Origin of the sequence: Microcystis panniformis FACHB-1757 (assembly GCF_001264245.1) — a bacterium.
Classification (GTDB): domain Bacteria; phylum Cyanobacteriota; class Cyanobacteriia; order Cyanobacteriales; family Microcystaceae; genus Microcystis; species Microcystis panniformis.
Window position 1 is genome coordinate 4,381,313 of sequence record NZ_CP011339.1, and the last position, 20,649, is coordinate 4,401,961.

Annotated in this window: 17 protein-coding genes and 3 pseudogenes; 14 read left to right on the forward strand and 6 right to left on the reverse strand. The window is 40.9% G+C overall.

The window, feature by feature from the left end; all coding sequences use genetic code 11:
• Positions 1 to 465: 465 nt before the first annotated feature.
• Positions 466 to 1,416, reverse strand: a pseudogene (locus tag VL20_RS29835) (IS5 family transposase).
• A gap of 652 nt (positions 1,417 to 2,068) precedes the next feature.
• On the opposite strand from VL20_RS29835, the gene VL20_RS20990 reads away from it, so the two are divergent.
• Positions 2,069 to 2,926, forward strand: coding sequence for an IS5-like element ISMae4 family transposase (locus VL20_RS20990; protein WP_052278330.1), 858 nt, complete (start codon positions 2,069 to 2,071; stop codon positions 2,924 to 2,926).
• Positions 2,927 to 3,160: 234 nt separating this feature from the next.
• Here VL20_RS20990 and VL20_RS29840 read toward each other — a convergent pair.
• A pseudogene (locus VL20_RS29840) lies at positions 3,161 to 4,285 on the reverse strand (ISL3 family transposase); the annotation flags it as partial.
• Between the two features lie 147 nt (positions 4,286 to 4,432).
• Between VL20_RS29840 and VL20_RS21005 the strand changes: the two are divergent.
• Positions 4,433 to 5,483: pseudogene (locus tag VL20_RS21005) on the forward strand (IS701 family transposase).
• 394 nt (positions 5,484 to 5,877) lie between these two features.
• Here the strand turns inward: VL20_RS21005 and VL20_RS21010 are convergent.
• Together VL20_RS21010 and VL20_RS21015 are read right to left on the reverse strand one after the other, a co-directional pair.
• Positions 5,878 to 6,306 carry a hypothetical protein gene (locus VL20_RS21010; protein WP_002790027.1) on the reverse strand — a complete coding sequence of 143 codons (429 nt, stop codon included), beginning with the start codon at positions 6,304 to 6,306 and terminating at the stop codon, positions 5,878 to 5,880.
• A 113-nt stretch (positions 6,307 to 6,419) separates the two neighbouring features.
• Positions 6,420 to 8,150: an IS1634 family transposase gene (locus tag VL20_RS21015; protein WP_284525875.1), complete on the reverse strand. Its 1,731-nt coding sequence runs from the start codon at positions 8,148 to 8,150 to the stop codon at positions 6,420 to 6,422.
• Positions 8,151 to 8,910: 760 nt separating this feature from the next.
• On the opposite strand from VL20_RS21015, the gene VL20_RS21025 reads away from it, so the two are divergent.
• The 4 genes from VL20_RS21025 to VL20_RS29855 all read left to right on the forward strand — a co-directional run bounded on the left by VL20_RS21025 (position 8,911) and on the right by VL20_RS29855 (position 10,512).
• Positions 8,911 to 9,138, forward strand: a complete 228-nt coding sequence (locus tag VL20_RS21025) for a type II toxin-antitoxin system Phd/YefM family antitoxin (protein WP_002790026.1) — start codon at positions 8,911 to 8,913, stop codon at positions 9,136 to 9,138.
• Positions 9,135 to 9,425: a type II toxin-antitoxin system VapC family toxin gene (locus VL20_RS21030; protein ID WP_072928127.1), complete on the forward strand. Its 291-nt coding sequence runs from the start codon at positions 9,135 to 9,137 to the stop codon at positions 9,423 to 9,425. The genes VL20_RS21025 and VL20_RS21030 overlap by 4 nt, the downstream gene beginning before the upstream one ends.
• 66 nt (positions 9,426 to 9,491) lie before the next feature.
• A complete protein-coding gene (locus VL20_RS33125; RefSeq protein WP_284525807.1) occupies positions 9,492 to 10,325 on the forward strand; it encodes a transposase in 834 nt (277 codons plus the stop codon).
• Positions 10,300 to 10,512: a hypothetical protein gene (locus tag VL20_RS29855; RefSeq protein ID WP_052275239.1), complete on the forward strand. Its 213-nt coding sequence runs from the start codon at positions 10,300 to 10,302 to the stop codon at positions 10,510 to 10,512. Before VL20_RS33125 ends, VL20_RS29855 begins: the two co-directional genes overlap by 26 nt.
• 544 nt (positions 10,513 to 11,056) lie before the next feature.
• Here the strand turns inward: VL20_RS29855 and VL20_RS21040 are convergent.
• Both VL20_RS21040 and VL20_RS21045 read right to left on the reverse strand, forming a co-directional pair.
• Positions 11,057 to 12,604, reverse strand: coding sequence for a mercuric reductase (locus VL20_RS21040; protein WP_052277666.1), 1,548 nt, complete (start codon positions 12,602 to 12,604; stop codon positions 11,057 to 11,059).
• A gap of 224 nt (positions 12,605 to 12,828) precedes the next feature.
• On the reverse strand, positions 12,829 to 13,584 hold the full coding sequence (locus VL20_RS21045; protein ID WP_052277667.1) for a TVP38/TMEM64 family protein: 756 nt from the start codon (positions 13,582 to 13,584) through the stop codon (positions 12,829 to 12,831).
• Positions 13,585 to 13,981: 397 nt separating this feature from the next.
• Between VL20_RS21045 and VL20_RS21050 the strand changes: the two genes are divergently transcribed.
• The 8 genes from VL20_RS21050 to VL20_RS21085 all read left to right on the forward strand — a co-directional run bounded on the left by VL20_RS21050 (position 13,982) and on the right by VL20_RS21085 (position 20,191).
• Positions 13,982 to 15,367: a cytochrome P450 gene (locus VL20_RS21050; protein WP_052277668.1), complete on the forward strand. Its 1,386-nt coding sequence runs from the start codon at positions 13,982 to 13,984 to the stop codon at positions 15,365 to 15,367.
• Positions 15,368 to 15,452: 85 nt separating this feature from the next.
• Positions 15,453 to 16,436: a protein-methionine-sulfoxide reductase catalytic subunit MsrP gene (msrP, locus tag VL20_RS21055; protein ID WP_052277669.1), complete on the forward strand. Its 984-nt coding sequence runs from the start codon at positions 15,453 to 15,455 to the stop codon at positions 16,434 to 16,436.
• Between the two features lie 42 nt (positions 16,437 to 16,478).
• Entirely contained in the window at positions 16,479 to 16,937 is a 459-nt protein-coding gene (locus VL20_RS21060) for a DUF29 domain-containing protein (RefSeq protein ID WP_052277670.1), read from the forward strand.
• A gap of 16 nt (positions 16,938 to 16,953) precedes the next feature.
• A complete protein-coding gene (locus tag VL20_RS21065) occupies positions 16,954 to 17,412 on the forward strand; it encodes a DUF29 domain-containing protein (protein ID WP_052277671.1) in 459 nt (152 codons plus the stop codon).
• A gap of 16 nt (positions 17,413 to 17,428) precedes the next feature.
• Positions 17,429 to 17,893 (forward strand): DUF29 domain-containing protein, encoded by a 465-nt coding sequence (locus VL20_RS21070; RefSeq protein ID WP_002758347.1) that lies wholly within the window; start codon positions 17,429 to 17,431, stop codon positions 17,891 to 17,893.
• Between the two features lie 292 nt (positions 17,894 to 18,185).
• Positions 18,186 to 19,055, forward strand: a complete 870-nt coding sequence (locus VL20_RS33135) for a hypothetical protein (protein WP_052277672.1) — start codon at positions 18,186 to 18,188, stop codon at positions 19,053 to 19,055.
• 414 nt (positions 19,056 to 19,469) lie between these two features.
• A complete protein-coding gene (locus tag VL20_RS21080; protein ID WP_052277673.1) occupies positions 19,470 to 19,844 on the forward strand; it encodes a DUF433 domain-containing protein in 375 nt (124 codons plus the stop codon).
• Complete coding sequence (locus tag VL20_RS21085) at positions 19,841 to 20,191, forward strand: hypothetical protein (RefSeq protein ID WP_052277674.1); 351 nt, start codon at positions 19,841 to 19,843, stop codon at positions 20,189 to 20,191. Before VL20_RS21080 ends, VL20_RS21085 begins: the two co-directional genes overlap by 4 nt.
• Positions 20,192 to 20,649: the final 458 nt, after the last annotated feature.

A 20,649-nucleotide genomic window follows, 5' to 3' on the forward strand; every position in this document is an offset into this window, starting at 1 on the left:
CTATTTGGCGGAATAAACTATCAGTATAGACCTCGTTTCCACACAGAAACCAGAAGAGCCCCAACTCTCGGGATAACTCTTTAATTCTTTTTTCATTTTCTGATAACATTGAATTATTCCTCCCATCGAGAGCTATTCTGAATTGTAAGTTATAACTATTATAATCTCATTTCTGGCTCTTCGTTACCCTTTATGCTAAATCAACAGACAAGATGCCAAGACAACATAAGAACTCTTGCAAATTAATTATATGTTATAATGATGGGTTAACTAATTTTCCCCAAAAAATTAGTTAACCAGTACATTAGTCCTGAATGAAAACTTGAAGTTTAACTTTTAACTCAAAACTCTTTAGATATGCTTTAATTTGGTTATCAAAACCTCTTTATTTAAGCAGCACAAACTATCTCAATTTTTATAATTGAGAATAAATTCTCCTTGACTTGATTAATCTTTAGGCAACTTTTAAGAAGCTGCTATACCTATCCCTAACTCACAGTTATAAATAGCCGCCAACAAGTTAACTCTTAAACTATATCTTCGACGACGATTCCGATATTTACAGGATAAGATTTTAAAGATTTTGAGTTTCCTATTTATAGGTTCAATGATAATCCTTTCTTTGGCTAAAGCCTTGTTATACTCTTTTTCTAACTCTGTTAATTTTCTATTTTTCGATTTCTTTTTCGGTGTATAACTATTACTATGGTATGCAGCTATTCCCTGATAACCACTGTCTTCTATGCTGGTAGTTAAAGGATGAAAACGAACTCGACTTTTTTTAAATAAACTAAAATCATGACCTCTACCTTTCCCACAAAAGACACAGATAATTTCCTCGGTATTTTGATCAGCTACTAATTGGGATTTTAAAGTATGATAACCTCTTTTACCCCCCAAAAAATCTTTCTGTTTCTTTTTGGGGCGTTCAATGGGAGTTTCCGTTACATCCATTACCGTTACGACCGGTATCTCTGCTTGATTGAGTAAAGCTTTTTTTCCTTTTAAACGGAAGTTTCCCGATTGTAAAAGCATTTTTTCCGTCTTATTTACAATCCGACATATAAGTAGTCATGCAAAATTAATTACCTGCCCGATCGAGCTAAAACCCTTACGGGGCAATGATCGTCATGTGTAAATAATTTTGCCTAGGTACTTAGTTGATTCTGATAGTTCCCAGCTTGTACCAATGTGAAAATATGTTCTATATTCTCGCCAATATTCTAACGTTACTAAAACTTGTTCTTCTATAGATAGTTTAGGTTTCGGTCCCCTTTTAGATGGTGAATTAGAGTCGGCTTCAACACTTTTTACTGATTCTACCATCTTTCTATATGTTGGTTTATACACACCGAAACGGCGTTTGAATTGTTCATCTGACAAGTTTTGATAATCCATAATTTTGCTAATAAACATAGCAAAATTATAGATGATTTCCTGACCTAAGATCACATTTTATTCGGCTCTTCGGTTTGTGTTATGCAATGGACGGGGGATATAAGGGATGGAACCCTTATGTAGAAAAGCATTTGGCCATTTTTGTCAATTGTTTTTGATCTAGAGCGAACTAATCAATTAAATCTCTTACCAGATAAGGATTTAGTCGATTTATGCCCCCATATCGAATCATACCAAGTAACGAAGAACCTTTTATTCTTTTTTCCACTTCAATCTAAGAATTGAGAAAAAAGCAAAACCCTCCATTATACCATAAAAAAATTATGCAAGAGGTCTATACTTCTAACCCAAAAATTCCGAAAGTTTCTCAAGCCATAGCCTCTCCGTTTTATTAGTTTAAGGGCTCTTCTCGACTTTGTATGATAATTTTTGCTTATAGAATCGTGAAATATTTACTGGGAAAGACTTTTAGGACTATTTTGCTGAAGAAACTATCAGTATAGACCCCGTTTCCACACAGAAACCAGAAGAGCCGTTTAAGTTTATTAGACCTCTTGCATAATTTTTTTATGGTATAATGGAGGGTTTTGCTTTTTTCTCAATTCTTAGATTGAAGTGGAAAAAAGAATAAAATGTGATCTTAGGTCAGGAAATCATCTATAATTTTGCTATGTTTATTAGCAAAATTATGGATTATCAAAACTTATCAGATGAACAATTCAAACGCCGTTTCGGTGTGTATAAACAAACCTATAGAAAGATGGTAGAATCAGTAAAAAGTGTTGAAGCCGACTCTAATTCACCATCTAAAAGGGGACCGAAACCTAAACTATCTATAGAAGAACAAGTTTTAGTAACGTTAGAATATTGGCGAGAATATAGAACATACTTTCACATTGGTACAAGCTGGGAACTATCAGAATCAACTATATGTCGGATTGTAAATAAGACGGAAAAAATGCTTTTACAATCGGGAAACTTCCGTTTAAAAGGAAAAAAAGCTTTACTCAATCAAGCAGAGATACCGGTCATAACGGTAATGGATGTAACGGAAACTCCCATTGAACGCCCCCAAAAGAAACAGAAAGATTTTTTGGGAGGTAAAAGAGGTTATCATACTTTAAAATCCCAATTAGTAGCTGATCAAAATACCGAGGAAATTATCTGTGTCTTTTGTGGGAAAGGTAGAGGTCATGATTTTAGTTTATTTAAAAAAAGTCGAGTTCGTTTTCATCCTTTAACTACCAGCATAGAAGACAGTGGTTATCAGGGAATAGCTGCATACCATAGTAATAGTTATACACCGAAAAAGAAATCGAAAAATAGAAAATTAACAGAGTTAGAAAAAGAGTATAACAAGGCTTTAGCCAAAGAAAGGATTATCATTGAACATATAAATAGGAAACTCAAAACCTTTAAAATCTTATCCTGTAAATATCGGAATCGTCGTCGAAGATATAGTTTAAGAGTTAACTTGTTGGCGGCTATTTATAACTGTGAGTTAGGGATAGGTATAGCAGCTTCTTAAAAGTTGCCTAAAGATTAATCAAGTCAAGGAGAATTTATTCTCAATTTTTATAATTGAGATAGTTTGTGCCGCTTAAATAAAGAGGTTTTGATAACCAAATTAAAGCATATCTAAAGAGTTTTGAGTTAAAAGTTAAACTTCAAGTTTTCATTCAGAACTAATGTACTGGTTAACTGATTTTTTGGGGAAAATTAGTTAACCCATCATTATAACATATAATTAATTTGCAAGAGGTCTATTGTTGATTCCCTCGACCACCCCATTCGTTGTCCTTCGCTCGAAATAACTAATGATTTCTCCAAACCAGTTTCGGATTGTTTGACAACTCTTGGTAAAAACACTAGCGGATTTTGCCAACCATTCCGAGATGGATAGCATTCCCTCTGTCGAATTCTCTGAGGTTTCATAAATCTTTCTAAATTCTTCCTTTAACTCGTGCATCTTTTTCAAACTTGGCCAATTTTCTTTGATAGCTTCTAGTTTGATTTTTTGGGTTTCCGTTAAATCTTTTTCATTTTTTAACAAGCTATATTTACTTCGCTTTAAAACTTCTAGCTTCGCTTCTTTTTCCGCTTTCTGTTTTTTATTTTTCTGCGCTTCTACCGCTCTTTTTTCTGCTTTTCTCTGTTCGTCTAACTCTTGATTAATTTGTTTCATTACATGGAATCTATCGGCGACTACCTCGGCCGATGGCATCAATTCTTTCACCAAATTTTTATAGGGCAACCAAAGATCTATGCTGACTTCTTCAATTTGCTCTAACACCTATTTTCCCCACCCTGTAAGCGGTTCCCTCAATTCTTCTTGTGTTCGCTTCTCTAGAATAGCTATTAGTTTTCCCGTATCTAAATTTACTAAAACCGCACAGTAATTTTTTTGTCCTTTGACTAGAGCGATTTCGTCAATTCCTAGTCTTTTTAATTTCGATAGGTCTGTCTCTGTAATTTCTTCAGCTATGTCCTCTATCATTCTTTGAATCTCTTCTTCCGTTACGTCATTTCTTCGGCTAACATTTAAAATATCTCCTGATTTTAATTGTTCGAGTATATTCTCGGCTAGTCTTTTCGTATAGGTTCGTTTCTTGGCGACAAAATCTAACTCTTCGCTAAAGGGTTTCTGACAATTACCGCACTTAAATTGACGACGATTAACTTGTAGGTACACTGGTTGACCTGAGAGCGGTAAATCTTTGACTAAATGTCGATGATTTTGGTGTAGTTTATCGCTCTCTAACCCACAACGAGGACAGACTGCTTTTTTATTTTTCGATTCGATTTGGAAAACTATACCGATATTTTCTAGGTGTCGATAGCCTTGAATACAGGTTCCTTGTAGGTTCAAAAATTTGTCAAGTATCATAATAGGACTTACGCATTGACAAAAAGGCTCAAATTTGCATCCTCTAATTTTGGTAGCTAAGGATACAATTTATCGCCTGACCTCTTGACAAAACCCTCTCAGATTTGATTTCCTCATCGAAGAGAGTCTCTTCTGACAAGACAGCTCATGAGAACGATTACCAAGCCAAGTACCGCCAAGTGCAATCTCCAAATTTACACCTTATTTTTGCTCTGTGAGCCTAAATATATAAGCTGTGTTCGGTGAGCTTCGGATTTTGGAGGACTTGTCCCATGACAGCGTCAATCGTTTCTTGTGGCGGGAGAACTATACCTCCAAGGATTTGTTTGATGAAGTAGCTTCTCAAATCGAGCTTGAAGGGGGGACACTCAGTGTCGATGACATGGTAGTTGACAAGCTTTATAGTGACCCGAAGAAAGCTGAGTTAATCGATTATTTTTGGTCAGGCAAACCTAAAAAAACAGTCAAAGGAATTAACGTTGTTACCTTATATTATACTGACCTTAAGGGGGTGTCAGTTCCTGTCAATTACCGAATTGTTAATAAACAGGAAGGAAAGACAAAACATGAATATTTTTTAGAGATGTTGGCAGAAGTAAAAGCTTGGGGACTGAAGCCATCGATAGTTACTGGAGACAGTTGGTACGCTTCTAAAGAAAACCTGAATGTTCTTAAAGACAAGGAATTTGGGGGTCTATTTGCTCTGGAGGCGAATCGGTCAGTCTCGGTTGAACGAGGAGGAAAATATGTTCAAGTTCAAAGCTTAGATATTCCCACCGATGGATTAATTGTTTACCTGAAACAAGTGGGGCAAGTCAAGGTATTTAGAACGGTCTTCAAAAACGAATTTCGTTACTATACTATGTTCGTTCCGAACCTTCAGGAACTATCCTCAATCGATTGGTCAGAATTTAAAAAGATTCACGACCAACATTGGGGAATTGAGCAGTACCATCGAGCGTTAAAGCAAGTGTGTAATATTGAGCGCTTTCAAGTGAGAGAGAGTCAGGCCATAAGAACTCACATATTTTGTGCCATTCGGGGATTCGTACAATTAGAATTACTCCGATTTAAAGCGCAAATTGTCAATTGGTATTCTTTACAAAGGGAGTTATTTACTGAGGTCATCCGCTCTTTTATTGTTAATAATTTAGAGTCCAACTTCCTTGACCTCAATAATTTGGCAAGAATAGTCTGAAGTTCAAATGCATATTACGAAAATCCTGTCAATGCGTAAGTCCTACATAAGTAAAATAATCTGGTTTTTGGCTATTATATCAAATCTTAACTTAATTGTCTATCTTTTGGTATTAACCTATTTGTGCTGTAAGTCTTTCCCTGTATAAATTTTAGCTACTTTTAGGCGTAGGCAGTCTCATCGAATTTTATTTTAAGTTAATTATTTGCATAACAGTTACCGAAGAGCCTCATTTCTCTTTGTGATCAAGTTGAAGATTTTCTAGTTTTTGACTGCTATAAGTATTAATACTCATTGCATAAGTGAGATGCTCCCTGCGTCAGTTCAATATTAATGAAGCATTAACCACCGATCGCCATTTTGAGCAAGAAGGTTTTCACCGTTTACTTGTATTCTAAAAAGGGCAGAGCTGCGTCAGGGGTTGGTATTTCTCCAACTGATACTCCTGCCATTTCCCCGACCCCTGTTCGGTGAGGGATTGGGGGTTTCCCAACTGCGCGGCAGCTTCCCGCCAGAATTGCTCAAAGTTCTGCCGCAGTTCTCCGGTGGCAATCATCTCTTTGAGCCGCATGATGGTCACTTGCGGGATGACTTTCCCCATGATTTCTGCCTGCTGGAGTCCCACTTGAAACCCCGTTTCAATTGCCTGCTTCTCCAACAAACGTAAATGTTCGGCTAATTCTTCACTGACGGCGAAGCCATTGCCGTTATCTTCAATTTTACCTCTGTCATTATTGACCGCACTGACCGCAATTTCCTCAAAACTGCCCTGATAGGGGACTTTATCTCGTTTTACCACATCAGGATAGCGATTTTCGGGCAACAGAGCCTCTAGAGTAATAACTCACCGTTCGCTTATTTTTTGAGGTCAGGTAACGAAAATATGGATGAAAAGCTGACCCCGTAAAGGATTGAGCGAACGTTACTGACCCATTTTTATCCATCAGCAAAGAAGTCAGTCGTATAAATGGATTCTGGAATATTCATTAACCGCAAGATTTGTTGTTGTACCTCATTAAGACAAGAGATTTCCGTCTTTCCATCTCGCTCAATATATAAAGTGAGATTTCTAAACGCTTTTAACATCTGTTCAGCCGTAGGACGGTCAGTGCTGCGTTTAGGGTTTCCGTCATAGAGTCCAGCCAAACTAGATTGAGATTGACGTAATTGACGACGCACCACAAATTCCATCAAAGTAAAAACCCTTAAAGCAATCGTTAACAAAAACATCAACCCCTTAATCTTATCTTCGTCTCGAAAATAAATGGGTAAGGCAGATAAGCGACCTTTTTTAAAACGATGAAATCCCCTTTCCGGTTGCCATTGTTCTTGATCAGCTGATACCGCTTCTGTCAAAGATAATTGTTCTTTGTTAGTATTTGTGACATATAAACGCCAACCCACTATCGTCTTAAAAGCCTCAATTTCTGCGTTTAAACGAGTGTAACTAAGAATTAATTTCGTTTCACGAACTCGACGATAAGAAGATAGAACACTACGGTGGCCAAGACCTTTATATACTTTCTTATAGCTTTGCTTTTTCTCAATTGAGTATGTGATATACCTAGTTAATCCTAGTTTTTGCAGAGCTTCTCGTACCTTTTGCTCTAAAACTTTCTCATCTTTACCAGGTCTTTTTTGCAGAGATAATAATTTTTCTTCTCCTTTAATTAAACGACTTCCTAAGCCTTTTATCTGACGGGAGGCTAAGGCATTTGATTTCACTACTAACCATCTTTCATTCCACTGATAACGTTTTTTACTTTCTGGGTCAACCCATATACTTCCCAAAGGAACTTCAAAACCAGAGCCGATTTCTTTCTCTCCTAATCCCACTTCAGTTTCCACGATTTTAATCATTTCATTGGGGGGATTACTTAGCCAATCAGCTAACAGTTTAGGGCGAGGTTGACTCATGGCCAAGGGAAAACAGTAATTTCCTCCTTCTGCTTGGATTTTTGCCCGATTCTCATAACTTGAGGCTTTTGAGTCGGCTAAATATAAGAAATCTTTTTTTCCGAGTATTTCTGTCATTTTTCGCCATGTGGGTACATAATCCTTCTCATCTGTTCCATTTCCTGCCAGAGTCATTCCTAGTAAGGGAAGTCCTACCGGGTCTAATGTAGCCAACATTTGACGATATTGCCTTAAATCGGGTCGTTTGTCTTTACTATATCCGAATTTTAAGAGTGATGATTCTTTTTGCTCTTCTATAATTTGATGATGCACTGAGAAACTCGTTGTGTCACTGCGAGCTTTTTCGGTCGGTAATTCGTAAGCTTTGACCAGATATTGACATAATTCTCTCTCTATCTGGTCTAAACTGTCTGATGAACCCAATGTTCTTAATAACTCTCCACAACGGTCGTCCGTTGCTTCTTTTTCTCCTATTTTCCATCCCGTTATCCCTTCCAGACTTCTTTGATGTTCATTTACCCACGTTTCTAGACAACACATTCTATGATCTCCTTCGCTGATGATATAGGTCAGTAATAATACTGCTAGTTCCCCATAGCTTAATCCTGTGCGATTTCCGTGAGGCTTTTCCAGATTCTCGTCTATCATCTCTGCCACTTTCATTTGTTTTAACCAATGAATAATCACCGGGAGATCATCTATTCGTTCTGACTTTATCTGTGTGGGAATTTTCTTAACTCCTTCAACCAAACCCTTTACTACACAAAGATTTTAACCTTTTTTGTCCTCGATCGCTTTTTTATTTAAGCGAACGGTGAGTAATAAAAGTTAAGAAAAGTTGAAAATGCGTTCCTCTGGTATTTTCTTTGTTTAGAATATAATTAAAGGTTTAACTAAGCCTCTTCAACAACCGCATAGCCGAGGTAAGGTTATGAAAAGCTCATGTGCTGCAAAGCTTGCTGCAATAGCTCTTGTGGCTTGATCTTCTGAGCGGCACACAGGTAGTCAGGTCAATCCCCCAGGAATACAATCCTCGCCTACTCAAGTAAATCCTCAGCCTCCAAGTGTATCAAATCCATACGACCCTACCAACTCCCAAGGAATACAATCCTCGTCTACGGAAGCCGGAATACCACGTTCTGTACACGAAAATTGCATCAGTCTCATGAATATGAAGGAAATGCACAAATCTCATGTTCAGTTCTGGGAACAACAAATTTCATCACCAAGTCCATACAGCCAACCAACACAAGCGGATAAAATTAACGCAGAATACAATTTAAAGGAATCTCAAAAGCCACTTGATGAGGTCAATGCTCAACTTCAGCAATGTCCACCGAATTATCGATAGAATATTAGCTGAATGCCCTTTTTACACTTTGATAATGAGTTGATGCCAAGAAGATTTGACATCTGCAATGGTGTCATAGTTTCCATCACTTTTTAGAATTGGATAGTGATGGGAGATTTTTGTTGCTAAACTTCTAGAAAACTTTAATAATAAGAGACTATGCACCAAATTGATATAAATCAAGCTCAAACACAACTAGAAAGCTTATTGCAATCTGCACTCAAGGGGGATGAGATTATCATCACCCAGAATGATCAACCGGTTTTAAAATTAGTGCGATTGACTCCACCCCCAAAACGCCGTCAGAGTGGGAGTGCCAAAGGATTAATCTGGATGTCACCTGATTTTGATGAACCTTTGGAAGATTTCAGTGAGTACATGGGATGAAATTATTACTCGATACCCATACATTTCTTTGGTTTATTAATAACAGTCCTCAGTTGAGTATTGATGCTAAAAATTTAATTGAATCAGATGTCGATCTACTGTTGAGTATTGCCAGTTTGTGGGAAATTGCCATCAAAGTTAGTATTGGCAAGCTAACCATACCCAATACATACGATCAATTTATTCCTCAACAAGTGCAACTTAACGACATGGAAATTCTATCAATCAGCATGGCACATCTTACAGTTGTCACACTGACTGACGGACACAAGTGGGTCAAAACCTGACAAGACAAGGGTTGCCAAAAAGAAAAATATCTGGGTAGATAGGGAAAAAGCAAGAATCCCTACAAGATGAAAACCGAGAACAGAATCTTCTCCCAAGTTTATTCCTATCTAGAACAAGGAAGCCGATTTGTGGATAAAAGACATTTAACCGTCCTCAGTTGGATGGTGACAGCCCTACTCAGTAGTCAAAGTCTCAATCAAGCCAGATGGGAACCCTTTGTACAAAGCAGAGCCGAACAAGCCAATAGTTATCAGAGACGGTGGAATCGCTTTTGCCAGAATGGAAGAGTAGCGGTGGAAAAGATATACATCCCCTTAATATTGAAAGCCATCGAGACTTGGAAGGAGAAGGGGGAAAGACTGTATCTAGCAATAGATACCACTCTGTTGTGGAATCAATACTGCTTTGTCTATCTAGCGGTGGTCTGCGGGGGGAGAGCCGTCCCCTTGATGTGGATGGGATTAGAACATGGTAGTGCCAGCCTAGCTTTTGAGAAATACGAACCCTTGTTGGACAGAGCCAAAGGCTATCTTCAGGGCTTTGAGAATGTCATGCTGTTAGCCGACCGAGGCTTTGCCAATCAGCAATTAATTCAATGGCTCAGGAAAAATACTTGGCATTGGTGTCTTCGCTTACCTTGCGATACCCTCATTTACGGTGTTCGCCGTCGGGGTTTTGGCTATGAGGTCAGAGAACTCTATCCTCCCAAACGGCAAGCCTGCTTTGATCGCAACGTTCAAGTCTGGCAGGAGGCTAGAATCACTGCTCATCTTGCTTTAGCCTCTGTTCCAGGGGTTAAGGATAATTGGGCAATTCTGAGCGATGAACCTCCTACCCTTGACACCTTCTGGCAGTATGGTCTTCGTTTTCCCATTGAACATCTCTTTCAAGGGCAGTAAATCGGGCGTTTTTGACTGGGAACATTCTCGTGTTCGCTCTGCTGCTTGTTTAGAACGTCTCTATCTCATTGTTGCCATTTCTATTCTCTTTGCTACTTTAACTGGCATGGCGGTTCAACAATCTGGCTCTCGCCGTCAGGTTGATGCTCATTTTCGGCGTGGTTTGAGTTATTTGAAAATTGGTTGACGTTGGCTGGCGGGAGTTGTTCATAAGGCGCGTCCCTTCTTGCGACTTGACCACTTATTTTCTGTTGACCCTTTTCCCTGTTGGCTCTTCTCGCAAAGCTCGTCAGGATTATTATGGCAAAATTACCTTTTCTTTTATTCAGGAGTTTGAGGCTTTCACATAACAGTACTTGTCTTTGTATTGAAAAATGTGTCCGTCAGTCAGGTTGTCACAACTTTACCATTTCATCATCGTGACCCGTTTGATCGATTATTAATTGCTCAAGCGATGGTAGAAAAAATGTCGATTATTAGCGCAGATGAAATATTCGATAGCTACGGAATAAGTAGAATATGGTAGGGTTTTTGTTGCTGTATTTCAAGATGGTTTCCTCTTCGGAGATGGCGATTATATAGTCATTTCAGATAAGTCTGATACACTCTAGACCGGTGAACCCCTTATGAACTCTGGCATTGATATTCTCAATCTTAATTGAAATGACTATAATTCCCACCAGAATTGCTCAAAGTTCTGCCGTAGTTCTGTCCGGTGGCAATCATTGATTTTAACCCGATAATTTAGTCAACAATTCCAAGAGTTTTTGACTATTAGGAGTCAAGAGAGTTCGACGATAGGCATCGGCGGCCTTTTTAATCGCTTCCGCTTGGGTGGGATAGGGATGAATAACAGTAGAGAGTTTACTCAGTCCGATTTTAGCAACCATAGCGGTGGTAATTTCGGAAATCATCTCACCGGCGTGGGAGGCGACGATAGTGGCTCCTAAAATTTGGTCGGAACCTTGTTTGTGAATAATTTTTAAAAAACCGTCCGTTTCGCCATCAGTGATAGATCGATCGACTATACTCAAAGGAATTTTAATAGTATTAGTGACCAATCCCCGGGTCTGTGCTTGGGTTTCATCCATACCCACCCGGGCGATTTCTGGGTCAGTATAAGTGACCCAAGGCATAACTAAATTACTGAGCTTATCGCGTCCGAAACCGAAGGGAGAAAAGAGAGTATTTTTAATCACAATACGGGCGGCTGCATCGGCAGCATGGGTAAATTTCCAATCCATACAGATATCACCGGCCGCATAAATTTTCGGGTTAGTAGTTTGCAGATAATCATTAACTTTGACTCCCCGACGATTATCGTATTCTACGGCCACCGCTTCTAAATTTAATCCTGACAGATTTGGCTCCCGGCCGGCAGCGACTAAAATCTCATCAACGGTGATAGTTGCTCCTTGACCGTTGCTAGTATATTCAATGGTTTTACCCCGCTCATTTTTTGTCACCCGTTCAATTTGGCAAGAGAGAATTAATTGCATTCCTTCCCGCAGGAAAGTATTCTCAATAATTTCGGCTGCTTCTTGGTCTTCTTTATTCAAAAGATGGGAATGATTATGAAATAAAATCACCTGTGCGCCTAACCTTTGAAAAGCTTGGGCTAATTCACAACCAATCGGCCCGCCACCGATAACAGCTAATCGGGGAGGTAATTCTGTTAGGGAAAAAATTGTTTCATTGGTATAAAATCCCGCCGCTTGTAGTCCGGGGATATCGGGATGAAAGGCCCTAGCACCAGTGGCAATAACGGCTTTTTTATAAGTGAGGGTTTTTCCCGCGACTGCCACGGCATTTTGTCCTAAAAAACGAGCGCTACCCAAGAAGACATCGATACCTAGTTTTTGGAAACGTTGCACCGAATCATGAGGGCTAATATCGGCGCGAATTTGCCGCATTCTGGTCATTACTCTGGCGAAATCTACCCTAGTATCCCCAATATTAATTCCTAATTTTTTGGCTTTCTCAATTTCCCCGATAATTCTAGAGGAACGAATCAGACATTTAGAAGGAATACAACCGAAATTGAGGCAATCTCCCCCCATGAGATGTTTTTCCACTAAAGCCACTTTTAAACCTATATCTAAACCCGCAGCCCCCGCCGCTACGACTAAACCCGCAGTACCCGCACCAATGACGACTAAATCATAACAATCTTGGGGTTGTGGATTGAGCCAATCGGCAGGATGAACATAATTAACTAATTTTTGATTATGTTCGTCCATGGGGAGAATATTAACTTCACTGGAGCTATTTTCAAACATATTAGACCTCTTGTAAAAATCAAAAATTGTTGTTAGGGTTAGGAGTCAGTAGCCAGTAGTCAGGATTCAGGATTCAGAATTCAGGATTCAGGAGGCAGGAGTTGAGAGTTGGGGTTTTAGGGAGTTGGGGTTTTAGGGTTTTAGGGTTTTGGGGTTTTAGTTCAATTTCCCCACTTCCCACACCCCACACCCCACTTCCCCAACCCCTGACTGATAAATGATTACTATTCACTGATAACTGATGCCAGGGCCTGACGGGCAATTTTTGTGACGTAGAGGGTGAGAGCAACGGTAGCGATAAAACCGATCAGGCGAATAGTCCATTGTAAAGCTGGGTTAGTGGCTGGTGTTGAGGTGCCGATAGTGGCAAGACTGCCCGCTAAAGAGCCAATATAGACATACATTATCGTCCCCGGAATCATGCCTGCGGAACCTAGTAGATAGTCTTTCAGGGAAACCCCGGTGACACCATAGGCATAATTGAGCAGATTAAAAGGAAATATGGGAGATAACCGGGTTAAAAGCACTATTTTTAGGCCTTCTTTCCCCACAGCTTCATCGATAGCTTGAAATTTATTATTACCTTGAATTTTTTCCGCCACCCAACCCCTAGCCAAATAACGTCCCACCAGAAAAGCGGCAGCGGAGCCGATAGTTGCCCCGATAAAGACGTAAAAAGAGCCTAAAACCAGGCCAAAAACCACACCAGCCCCGAAAGTCAGGATTGAACCGGGAAAAAAGGCCACAGTAGCTAGAATATAGATAATTATAAACGCGATCGCTCCCACAGACCCCAAACTATCCACCCAAGTTAAGGCATTGAAAAGAATAGTTTGAGGATTAAAACCGGTGGAGGCACTGGATTCGAGGGCAAAAGCGGGGGGAGTAGTCAGGAGAAAAGTGCCGCTAAAGGCGATTAGCAGCGGCAAATAACGGCAAATAACCAGCTTTTTCCAGTTGCTGGACTGGGAAATAATCATCACAAGTCCCTAAAAAGAGAATAAAAGAGAGATTAAACTATAAAAGCGAATTAAATAGAACTAGGGGCTATTCTACCGTAGTTATCATTGTTTAGACCAGAAAGCCAATCCTGAAAATTCCCAGAAAATCCCCCTCTCTGGGAGAAGATAGGACGAGCAACAGCCCGGTAATTTTTGCTGTTTACTTGATAAGCTGAGAGGTATCTTAACTGCCTATCCTTAGATTAGCTAAATCTCCCCTAATCCCTTTACTTTTGCCTCTTGCCCCTTGCAAGAGTGCCTCTTGCCTCATCTCAATAAGCAATTTAAATGCGCGGGCAGCTTATTACACCTTGCCGTCTCTGGGGAAAAAATGTCACAATTAGAAATAATTAGCATTCGATATAGCAATTAATCTATGAAAATCATCCCCAAGGTCAAGGCCCCTACCTTCCTGCAAATGGCACAATGGATCATTAATCCTGTAGCTTTTATGGAAAATGCCGCCCGCAAGCATGGCGATATTTTTAGCACAAAAGTGGGTTTAACTGTAGATAATTTTATCTTTGTCAGTAGTCCTGCGGCCCTACAACAGGTTTTAACTAATGACCGTAAAAAATTTTCGGCACCGGGGGAAGCCAATCGGATTATTGCCCCGATTATTGGTGATTATTCCGTCGTCATGTTAGACGGAGACATCCACAAAAAACGCCGTCAGCTTTTATTGCCACCTTTTCACGGGGAAAGAATGCGTTTCTACGGCGATTTAATCCGCGATATTACCCTGAGAGTAATGGCAGAATTGCCCCAAAATCAACCTTTTAAAGCCCGTTCAGCGACCACAGCGATTGCTTTACAAGTAATTATGGAGGCAGTTTTTGGAATTAGTCAAGGGGAACGTTATCAAACCCTGAAAAAAATTCTGGCTGAAATGCTCGATATATTTAACTCTCCGGTGATGGCTTCTTTGCTATTTTTCCCAATTTTGCGGGCTGATTTGGGTGCTTGGAGTCCCTGGGGAAAATACCAGCGTTCCCAAGAAAAAATTGATGATATTATCTATACAGAAATTGCCGAAAGAAAAGCTAATCCTAACCCCAATCGCACCGATATTTTATCACTACTGATGTCCGCCCAGGATGAAGAAGGCAACCCAATGAGCGATAAGGAATTGCGCGATGAATTAATGACCTTATTATTCGCAGGTCATGAAACCACAGCCACCGCTATGTCTTGGGCGCTCTACTGGACTCATCGCTATCCAGAAATTCAAGCAAAAATTCTGCAAGAAATAGCCACTTTAGGAGATAATCCTAACCCCATTGACATAACTCGATTACCCTATCTTTCGGCGGTTTGTTCGGAAACTTTACGCATTCATCCCGTGGCAATGTTAACTTTTCCGCGAGCAGTGGAAGAACCAGTAGAATTAGATGGTTATCCTTTAGAAAAAGGGACAATTCTTATGGGTTGTATTTATCTAGCTCACCACCGCGAGCAAACTTTCCCCGATTCCCATACTTTTAAACCGGAACGCTTTTTAGAAAAACAATTCACCCCCTACGAATATATGCCTTTTGGTGGTGGAGCGCGTCGTTGTATCGGGGAAGTTTTAGCTATCTACGAGATGAAAATCGCTATCGCCACAATTTTGGCTAATTATCAGTTAACTCTAGTTAATAATACCCCCGAAAAACCCAGTCGTCGCGGTGTCACCCTTGCTCCCTCGCGAGGAGTTCCCATGGTCTTAAAAGGACGACGGGAACCTCTGGTTACTGCCCGGATGCTCGCCGAAATTTCTTAAAAAAACTGACAAACTATTGTACAATCAGAGTTGTGGTATCCCATATCATAACTCTGTTTTTTTGTCAATAAAATTGGGGATAATTATGGTCTTAATTCGTTTAGCTAAATCTTGGCAAATTTCCGAAAATGAAGTTACTTCCGAAAGTGTTTATTTTAACCGTCGTCGCTTTTTACAGGGGTTAATCGGGACAGGAATTGCGGGGAGTTCCCTATTATTAACTGCTTGTGGTAAATCCTCCTCCTCGGAAGCTTTAGAAAAAAGTTTACAATTACCTAAAATTGAAGGGTTCAGCAAGAATCCGCAGTTTTTAACGGTAAATCGCCCCATAGCTGCCGAAACTGTAGCGGGGAGATATAACAATTTTTATGAGTTCGGAGGGGGGAAAAATATCTGGTTAAAAGCGCAGAAATTACCGACGAATCCCTGGACGGTAGAAGTGGGAGGATTGGTAAAAAATCCCCAGACCTACGATATAGATACTATTAAAAAAACCTTTCCTCTCGAAGAAAGAATCTATCGTTTTCGTTGTGTGGAAGCTTGGTCAATGGTCTTACCTTGGCTGGGGTTTCCGATGAGTGCTTTAATCGCGGCAGTGGAACCAAAACCAGAAGCTAAATTCGTCCGTTTCACCTCCTTTTATGATCCCGAAATTACCCAGGGGCCAGGATTACATTTAGGAGCCTTACCCTGGCCTTATACAGAAGGTTTAAGAATTGAAGAAATGGCCAACGAATTAGCTTTCTTTGCCGTGGGAATTTTCGGGCATGATTTACCAAAACAACAGGGCGCACCCTTGCGAATGGTTATTCCTTGGAAATACGGTTTTAAAGGAGCAAAATCAATAGTAAAAATTGAATTTACCGCCAAACAACCCGCCACCTACTGGAACACAATTGACGCTCACGAATACGATTTTGAGGCTAATGTCAACCCCAGTAAACCCCATCCCCGTTGGTCGCAAGCAACGGAGAAATTTATCGGCAGTAGAAGTGATTTATCTTGGGAAATTATCGAAACTCTGCCCTATAATGGCTACGGTGAATATGTGGCTAGTTTATATAGTTAAGTTTGATAATTATCCCCATTTATTCAGTTTAACTAAGTATCTATGGACAATAAAACTCTGTACGAACAAGACTTTTATCTCTGGATTAGAACTACTATTAATCAACTGCAAGCGAGACAGTTTGAGCGGGTAGATTTAGATAATTTACTGGAGGAATTAGCAAGTATGGGAAGGAGTGAAAAGCGCAAAATCGAAAATCTTTTGATTCAATTGCTGGTACATTTGCTGAAACTAACTTACTGGACAGGAGAAAGAGCAAGAAATGAGGGTCACTGGAAAGGGGAAATTAGAAACTTTCGCCGACAAATAATCAAAGAAGTTAAAGATAGCCCTAGTCTCAAACCCTATCTTTTGGAAATCTTTGAGGAATGCTATCAATTTGCTAGAAAAGATGCTAGTGATCGCTCTCAATTACCCCTCGATACTTTCCCCGCTATTCCCCTTGGTTCCCTTGAACAAATTCTCGATCAAGATTGGTTTCCCAGTAATAACCATGAGTAATATCTAGAGGTCAATTATGGACAATAAAAACCTGTACGAACAAGACTTTTATCTCTGGATTATAACTACTATTAATCAACTGCAAGCGAGACAGTTTGAGCGGGTAGATTTAGATAATTTACTGGAGGAATTAGCAAGTATGGGAAGGAGTGAAAAACGCAAAATCGAAAATCTTTTGATTCAATTGCTGGTACATTTGCTGAAACTAACTTACTGGACAGGAGAAAGAGCAAGAAATGAGGGTCACTGGAAAGGGGAAATTATCAACTTTCGCCGACAAATAATCGAAGAAATTAAAGATAGCCCTAGTTTAAAACCCTATATTCTCGAAATCTTTGAGGAATGCTATCAATTTGCTAGAAAAGAGGCTCAAGTTAGAACTCAATTACCCCTCGATACTTTCCCCGCTATTCCTCTTGGTTCCCTTGAACAAATTCTCGATGAAGATTGGTTTCCCACTAATAACCACGAGTAATATATAGAGGTAAATTATGGATAATAAAACCATGTACGAAGAAGACTTTTATCTCTGGATTAGAACTACTATTAATCAACTGCAAGCGAGACAGTTTGAGCGGGTAGATTTAGAGAATTTACTAGAGGAGTTAGCAAGTATGGGAAGGAGTGAAAAGCGCACAATTAAAAGTCTGTTAACCCGATTATTAGAACATTTACTTAAGCTCAAATATTGGGCGGCAGAAAGAGAGAGAAACGCAGGTCACTGGAAGGGAGAGATTAGAACTTTTCGTCTCGATATATTAGATGAACTTAAAGATAGTCCTAGTCTGAAACCTTATCTTTTGGAAATTTTTGATGAATGTTATCTTTCAGCCAGAAAAAATGCCAGTGACCGCTCTCAATTACCCCTCGATACTTTCCCCGTTATTCCCATTGGTTCCCTTGAACAAATTCTCGATGAAGATTGGTTTCCTGCGGGCGATAATCTGGAAATATAGCCATCAGTTAGACTGCTCCATACTGCTCTAACAAAAAACAACTATCTCCCGATAGCGATCGCTAAAGGTCGAATAATTATAAATTTTTTTCAAGGGGTGCGGTCAGATCGAAGAATCATTGCTAGAATGAGCCTAATTGTCAGAAATTTAGTTAAACAAGGTTTTTGGCAATATGCTAATCTGGCTAACACGCTTTTGGGGGTGATATGGGGAAAAGTTCTGGCGATTGCGCCTAAATAGAGTGTTATACAGAAAGTTTCCGCATAATATGTAGTTAGGCAGACGCAATCCAATGTGTATCTTTTCTCACGACGTTCAACAGGTGTCCAACACGAAGATCTACGCTCGCCTGAATGGCGACCGTCAGCACTTAGTGTATGAGATGCGCCTAACGTCGGAATCCGACGTGGCGATGATCCTCCCGTTGCCAACTCAATTGCCGAGTACGGACCAAGTAAGTTTCGTAAACCTTTCTGGTTACGACGGCTTTTTTCGCGACATGGATCGATGCTTCCCGCAGCCGCTGGAAATGCGTAGCCGGGGCATCGCTGTCGCGAGAGCGAGTCCTAGAAATCTCATGGTTCATCGAGTTGGCGCGTTTGACGCTTCGTTCGTACCCGCACTCGCGGATTTTCACAGACTTGATCTTCGATTTCGCCTTCCAGAGGATGTTTGGAAACAGCTGCCGCTTTACAGTGACTTTGGTTTTGCCGTCTTTCAGTTTCGATCTGGAGACATGCGGATCCATCCCATGGCATTGTCGTTTAGGACGCGGAATTCAACGGCCCTTTTCTTCCCGACTGCCCACGTCCATGATGGAAGCGTTCATCCCGTGGCGCAATTCGATCACTCCCTTTACGCACAGGCGGAGCGTCCCAATAACGTCGGAATCCGACGTGGCGATGATCCTCCCGTTGCCAACTCAATTGCCGAGTACGGACCAAGTAAGTTTCGTAAACCTTTCTGGTTACGACGGCTTTTTTCACGACATGGATCGATTTCTGAATGGGTGCACGGGTCAGTCCTGCCTTGCGACGTTATGAACTTCGGCAACTCTATCATGTCAGATAAGACGAAGGGTCTCGTTGATCCACTGACGCCTGTTGCCCGCTGCAAGTTGGCTGGCCCATTGCCAAACCGGGATACCTGGCTACCTGTGTAACCGCTGGCTAACCGATCGTTGCAGCTGCCGATGCCGCGAGCGTCACTTTGCTCCTAGACATGGCAGTGCGATGCCGAAGGCACTGCGTAGCAGTACGCAATCGCCGTAGGGTGCGTTCCCTAATGTGGCTCCTACTGCTCCAGCGATCGATTTTGGGGAACGCACCATGCCCATTGATTGAAGCTGTGGTCTAAATTTGATCGCCGATCTTGTAGTACGGGGCCTGGTGATACTGAATTGCCAGATATTGGAGTTCACTACTGGCTAGATGCAGGAACGAGGCTGAAATACATTTTGAAAGTCTGGGTTGAGGATTAAAGAGCTTGCGAATTAGTAGTCAGGGTGGGCGTTTGCTCACCTTGCTTTTTCATGCGGTAATATGGAATGAGATGGTGAAAGACTGAGACTATAGCTATGACGCTCGCATCTAATGGAAAAACTGATATCATTCGTACAGAGCGAGGACTGACAATCGCAGGAACCCGCATCACCCTCTATGATGTAATGGATTATGTGACTGCTCAATATCCACCTAAGTTCATTCAGGGATTATTTGATCTGACGGAAGAGCAAATTAACGCTGCCCTGGCTTATATTGAGGCTCATCGTGCGGATGTGGAAGCTGAGTACCAGCAAGTTCTCAAAGAAGCTGAAGAACTCCGACAATATTATGAAGAGCAAAATCGTGAGCGAGTTGCCCGTATTGCTGCGCAACCACCTAAGCCAGGCTCCGAGGCTGCTTGGGAAAAGCTTCGAGTGGCTAAGGCAAAGCGTGAGTCGAAAGTATGATTTTTTTGATTGATCACAATCTCAAAGGTCATGCCTTGGTTTTCTTTGGTGCGATCGCAACTCAGGGCTGGCTTGATATCGTCCCGATGCAGTTCGTCACCTTTGCAGAGATGGATTTGTCGATCAACAGTGATGACAGGACGGTTTGGCGACTTGCTCAAGAGAATCAGATGATTTTGCTTACCGCTAATCACAGTATGGAAGGGAAAGATTCCCTAGAGCAGGTCCTGCGTGAAGAAAATACCTCAGAGTCATTGCCTGTGATCACCGTTAGCAATGCTGATCGGCTTTTGATTGACATCCTCGCCGCCCTAAAAGTGCGGCGATTCCTAAACCTCACGATTTAAGTTTCTGCTTCCACCACCGTCGCATACCACAGTTAAAAAACCATGTACTGTCTTACACAGAGTCCACAGACTTTCGCCCCATTTCAGAAGCCCGATTCCGTGTGTCCCACGGTACGTTGACCGCCTATAGCTTCTTGTACTTGTTGCGCGCGACTTTTTACCCGGCCAAGCTTTTCTGGTCGGAACCCCCTAAGCCGAGTTTTCAAGGTGCTGCGCCGTCCACTTGGTTTTCGAGACTGGCCTTTTAATTCTAACGTAAAGCCAACCTAGAACGGCGGGGTTTCAGACCCAAAATTTCCGATGATTCCGAATATCGAGGTCGGTGTGTTGAAAGTCTTGTTGAAATTGTGCTTGATATTGATACCTATCGAGGCGCAAGGCGAATATTCATTCCGTGACGCGGCGAATGCTAGGGCCGTTGAAGTCTATCTGTAGGGACACGGCATAACGGGGTCTTT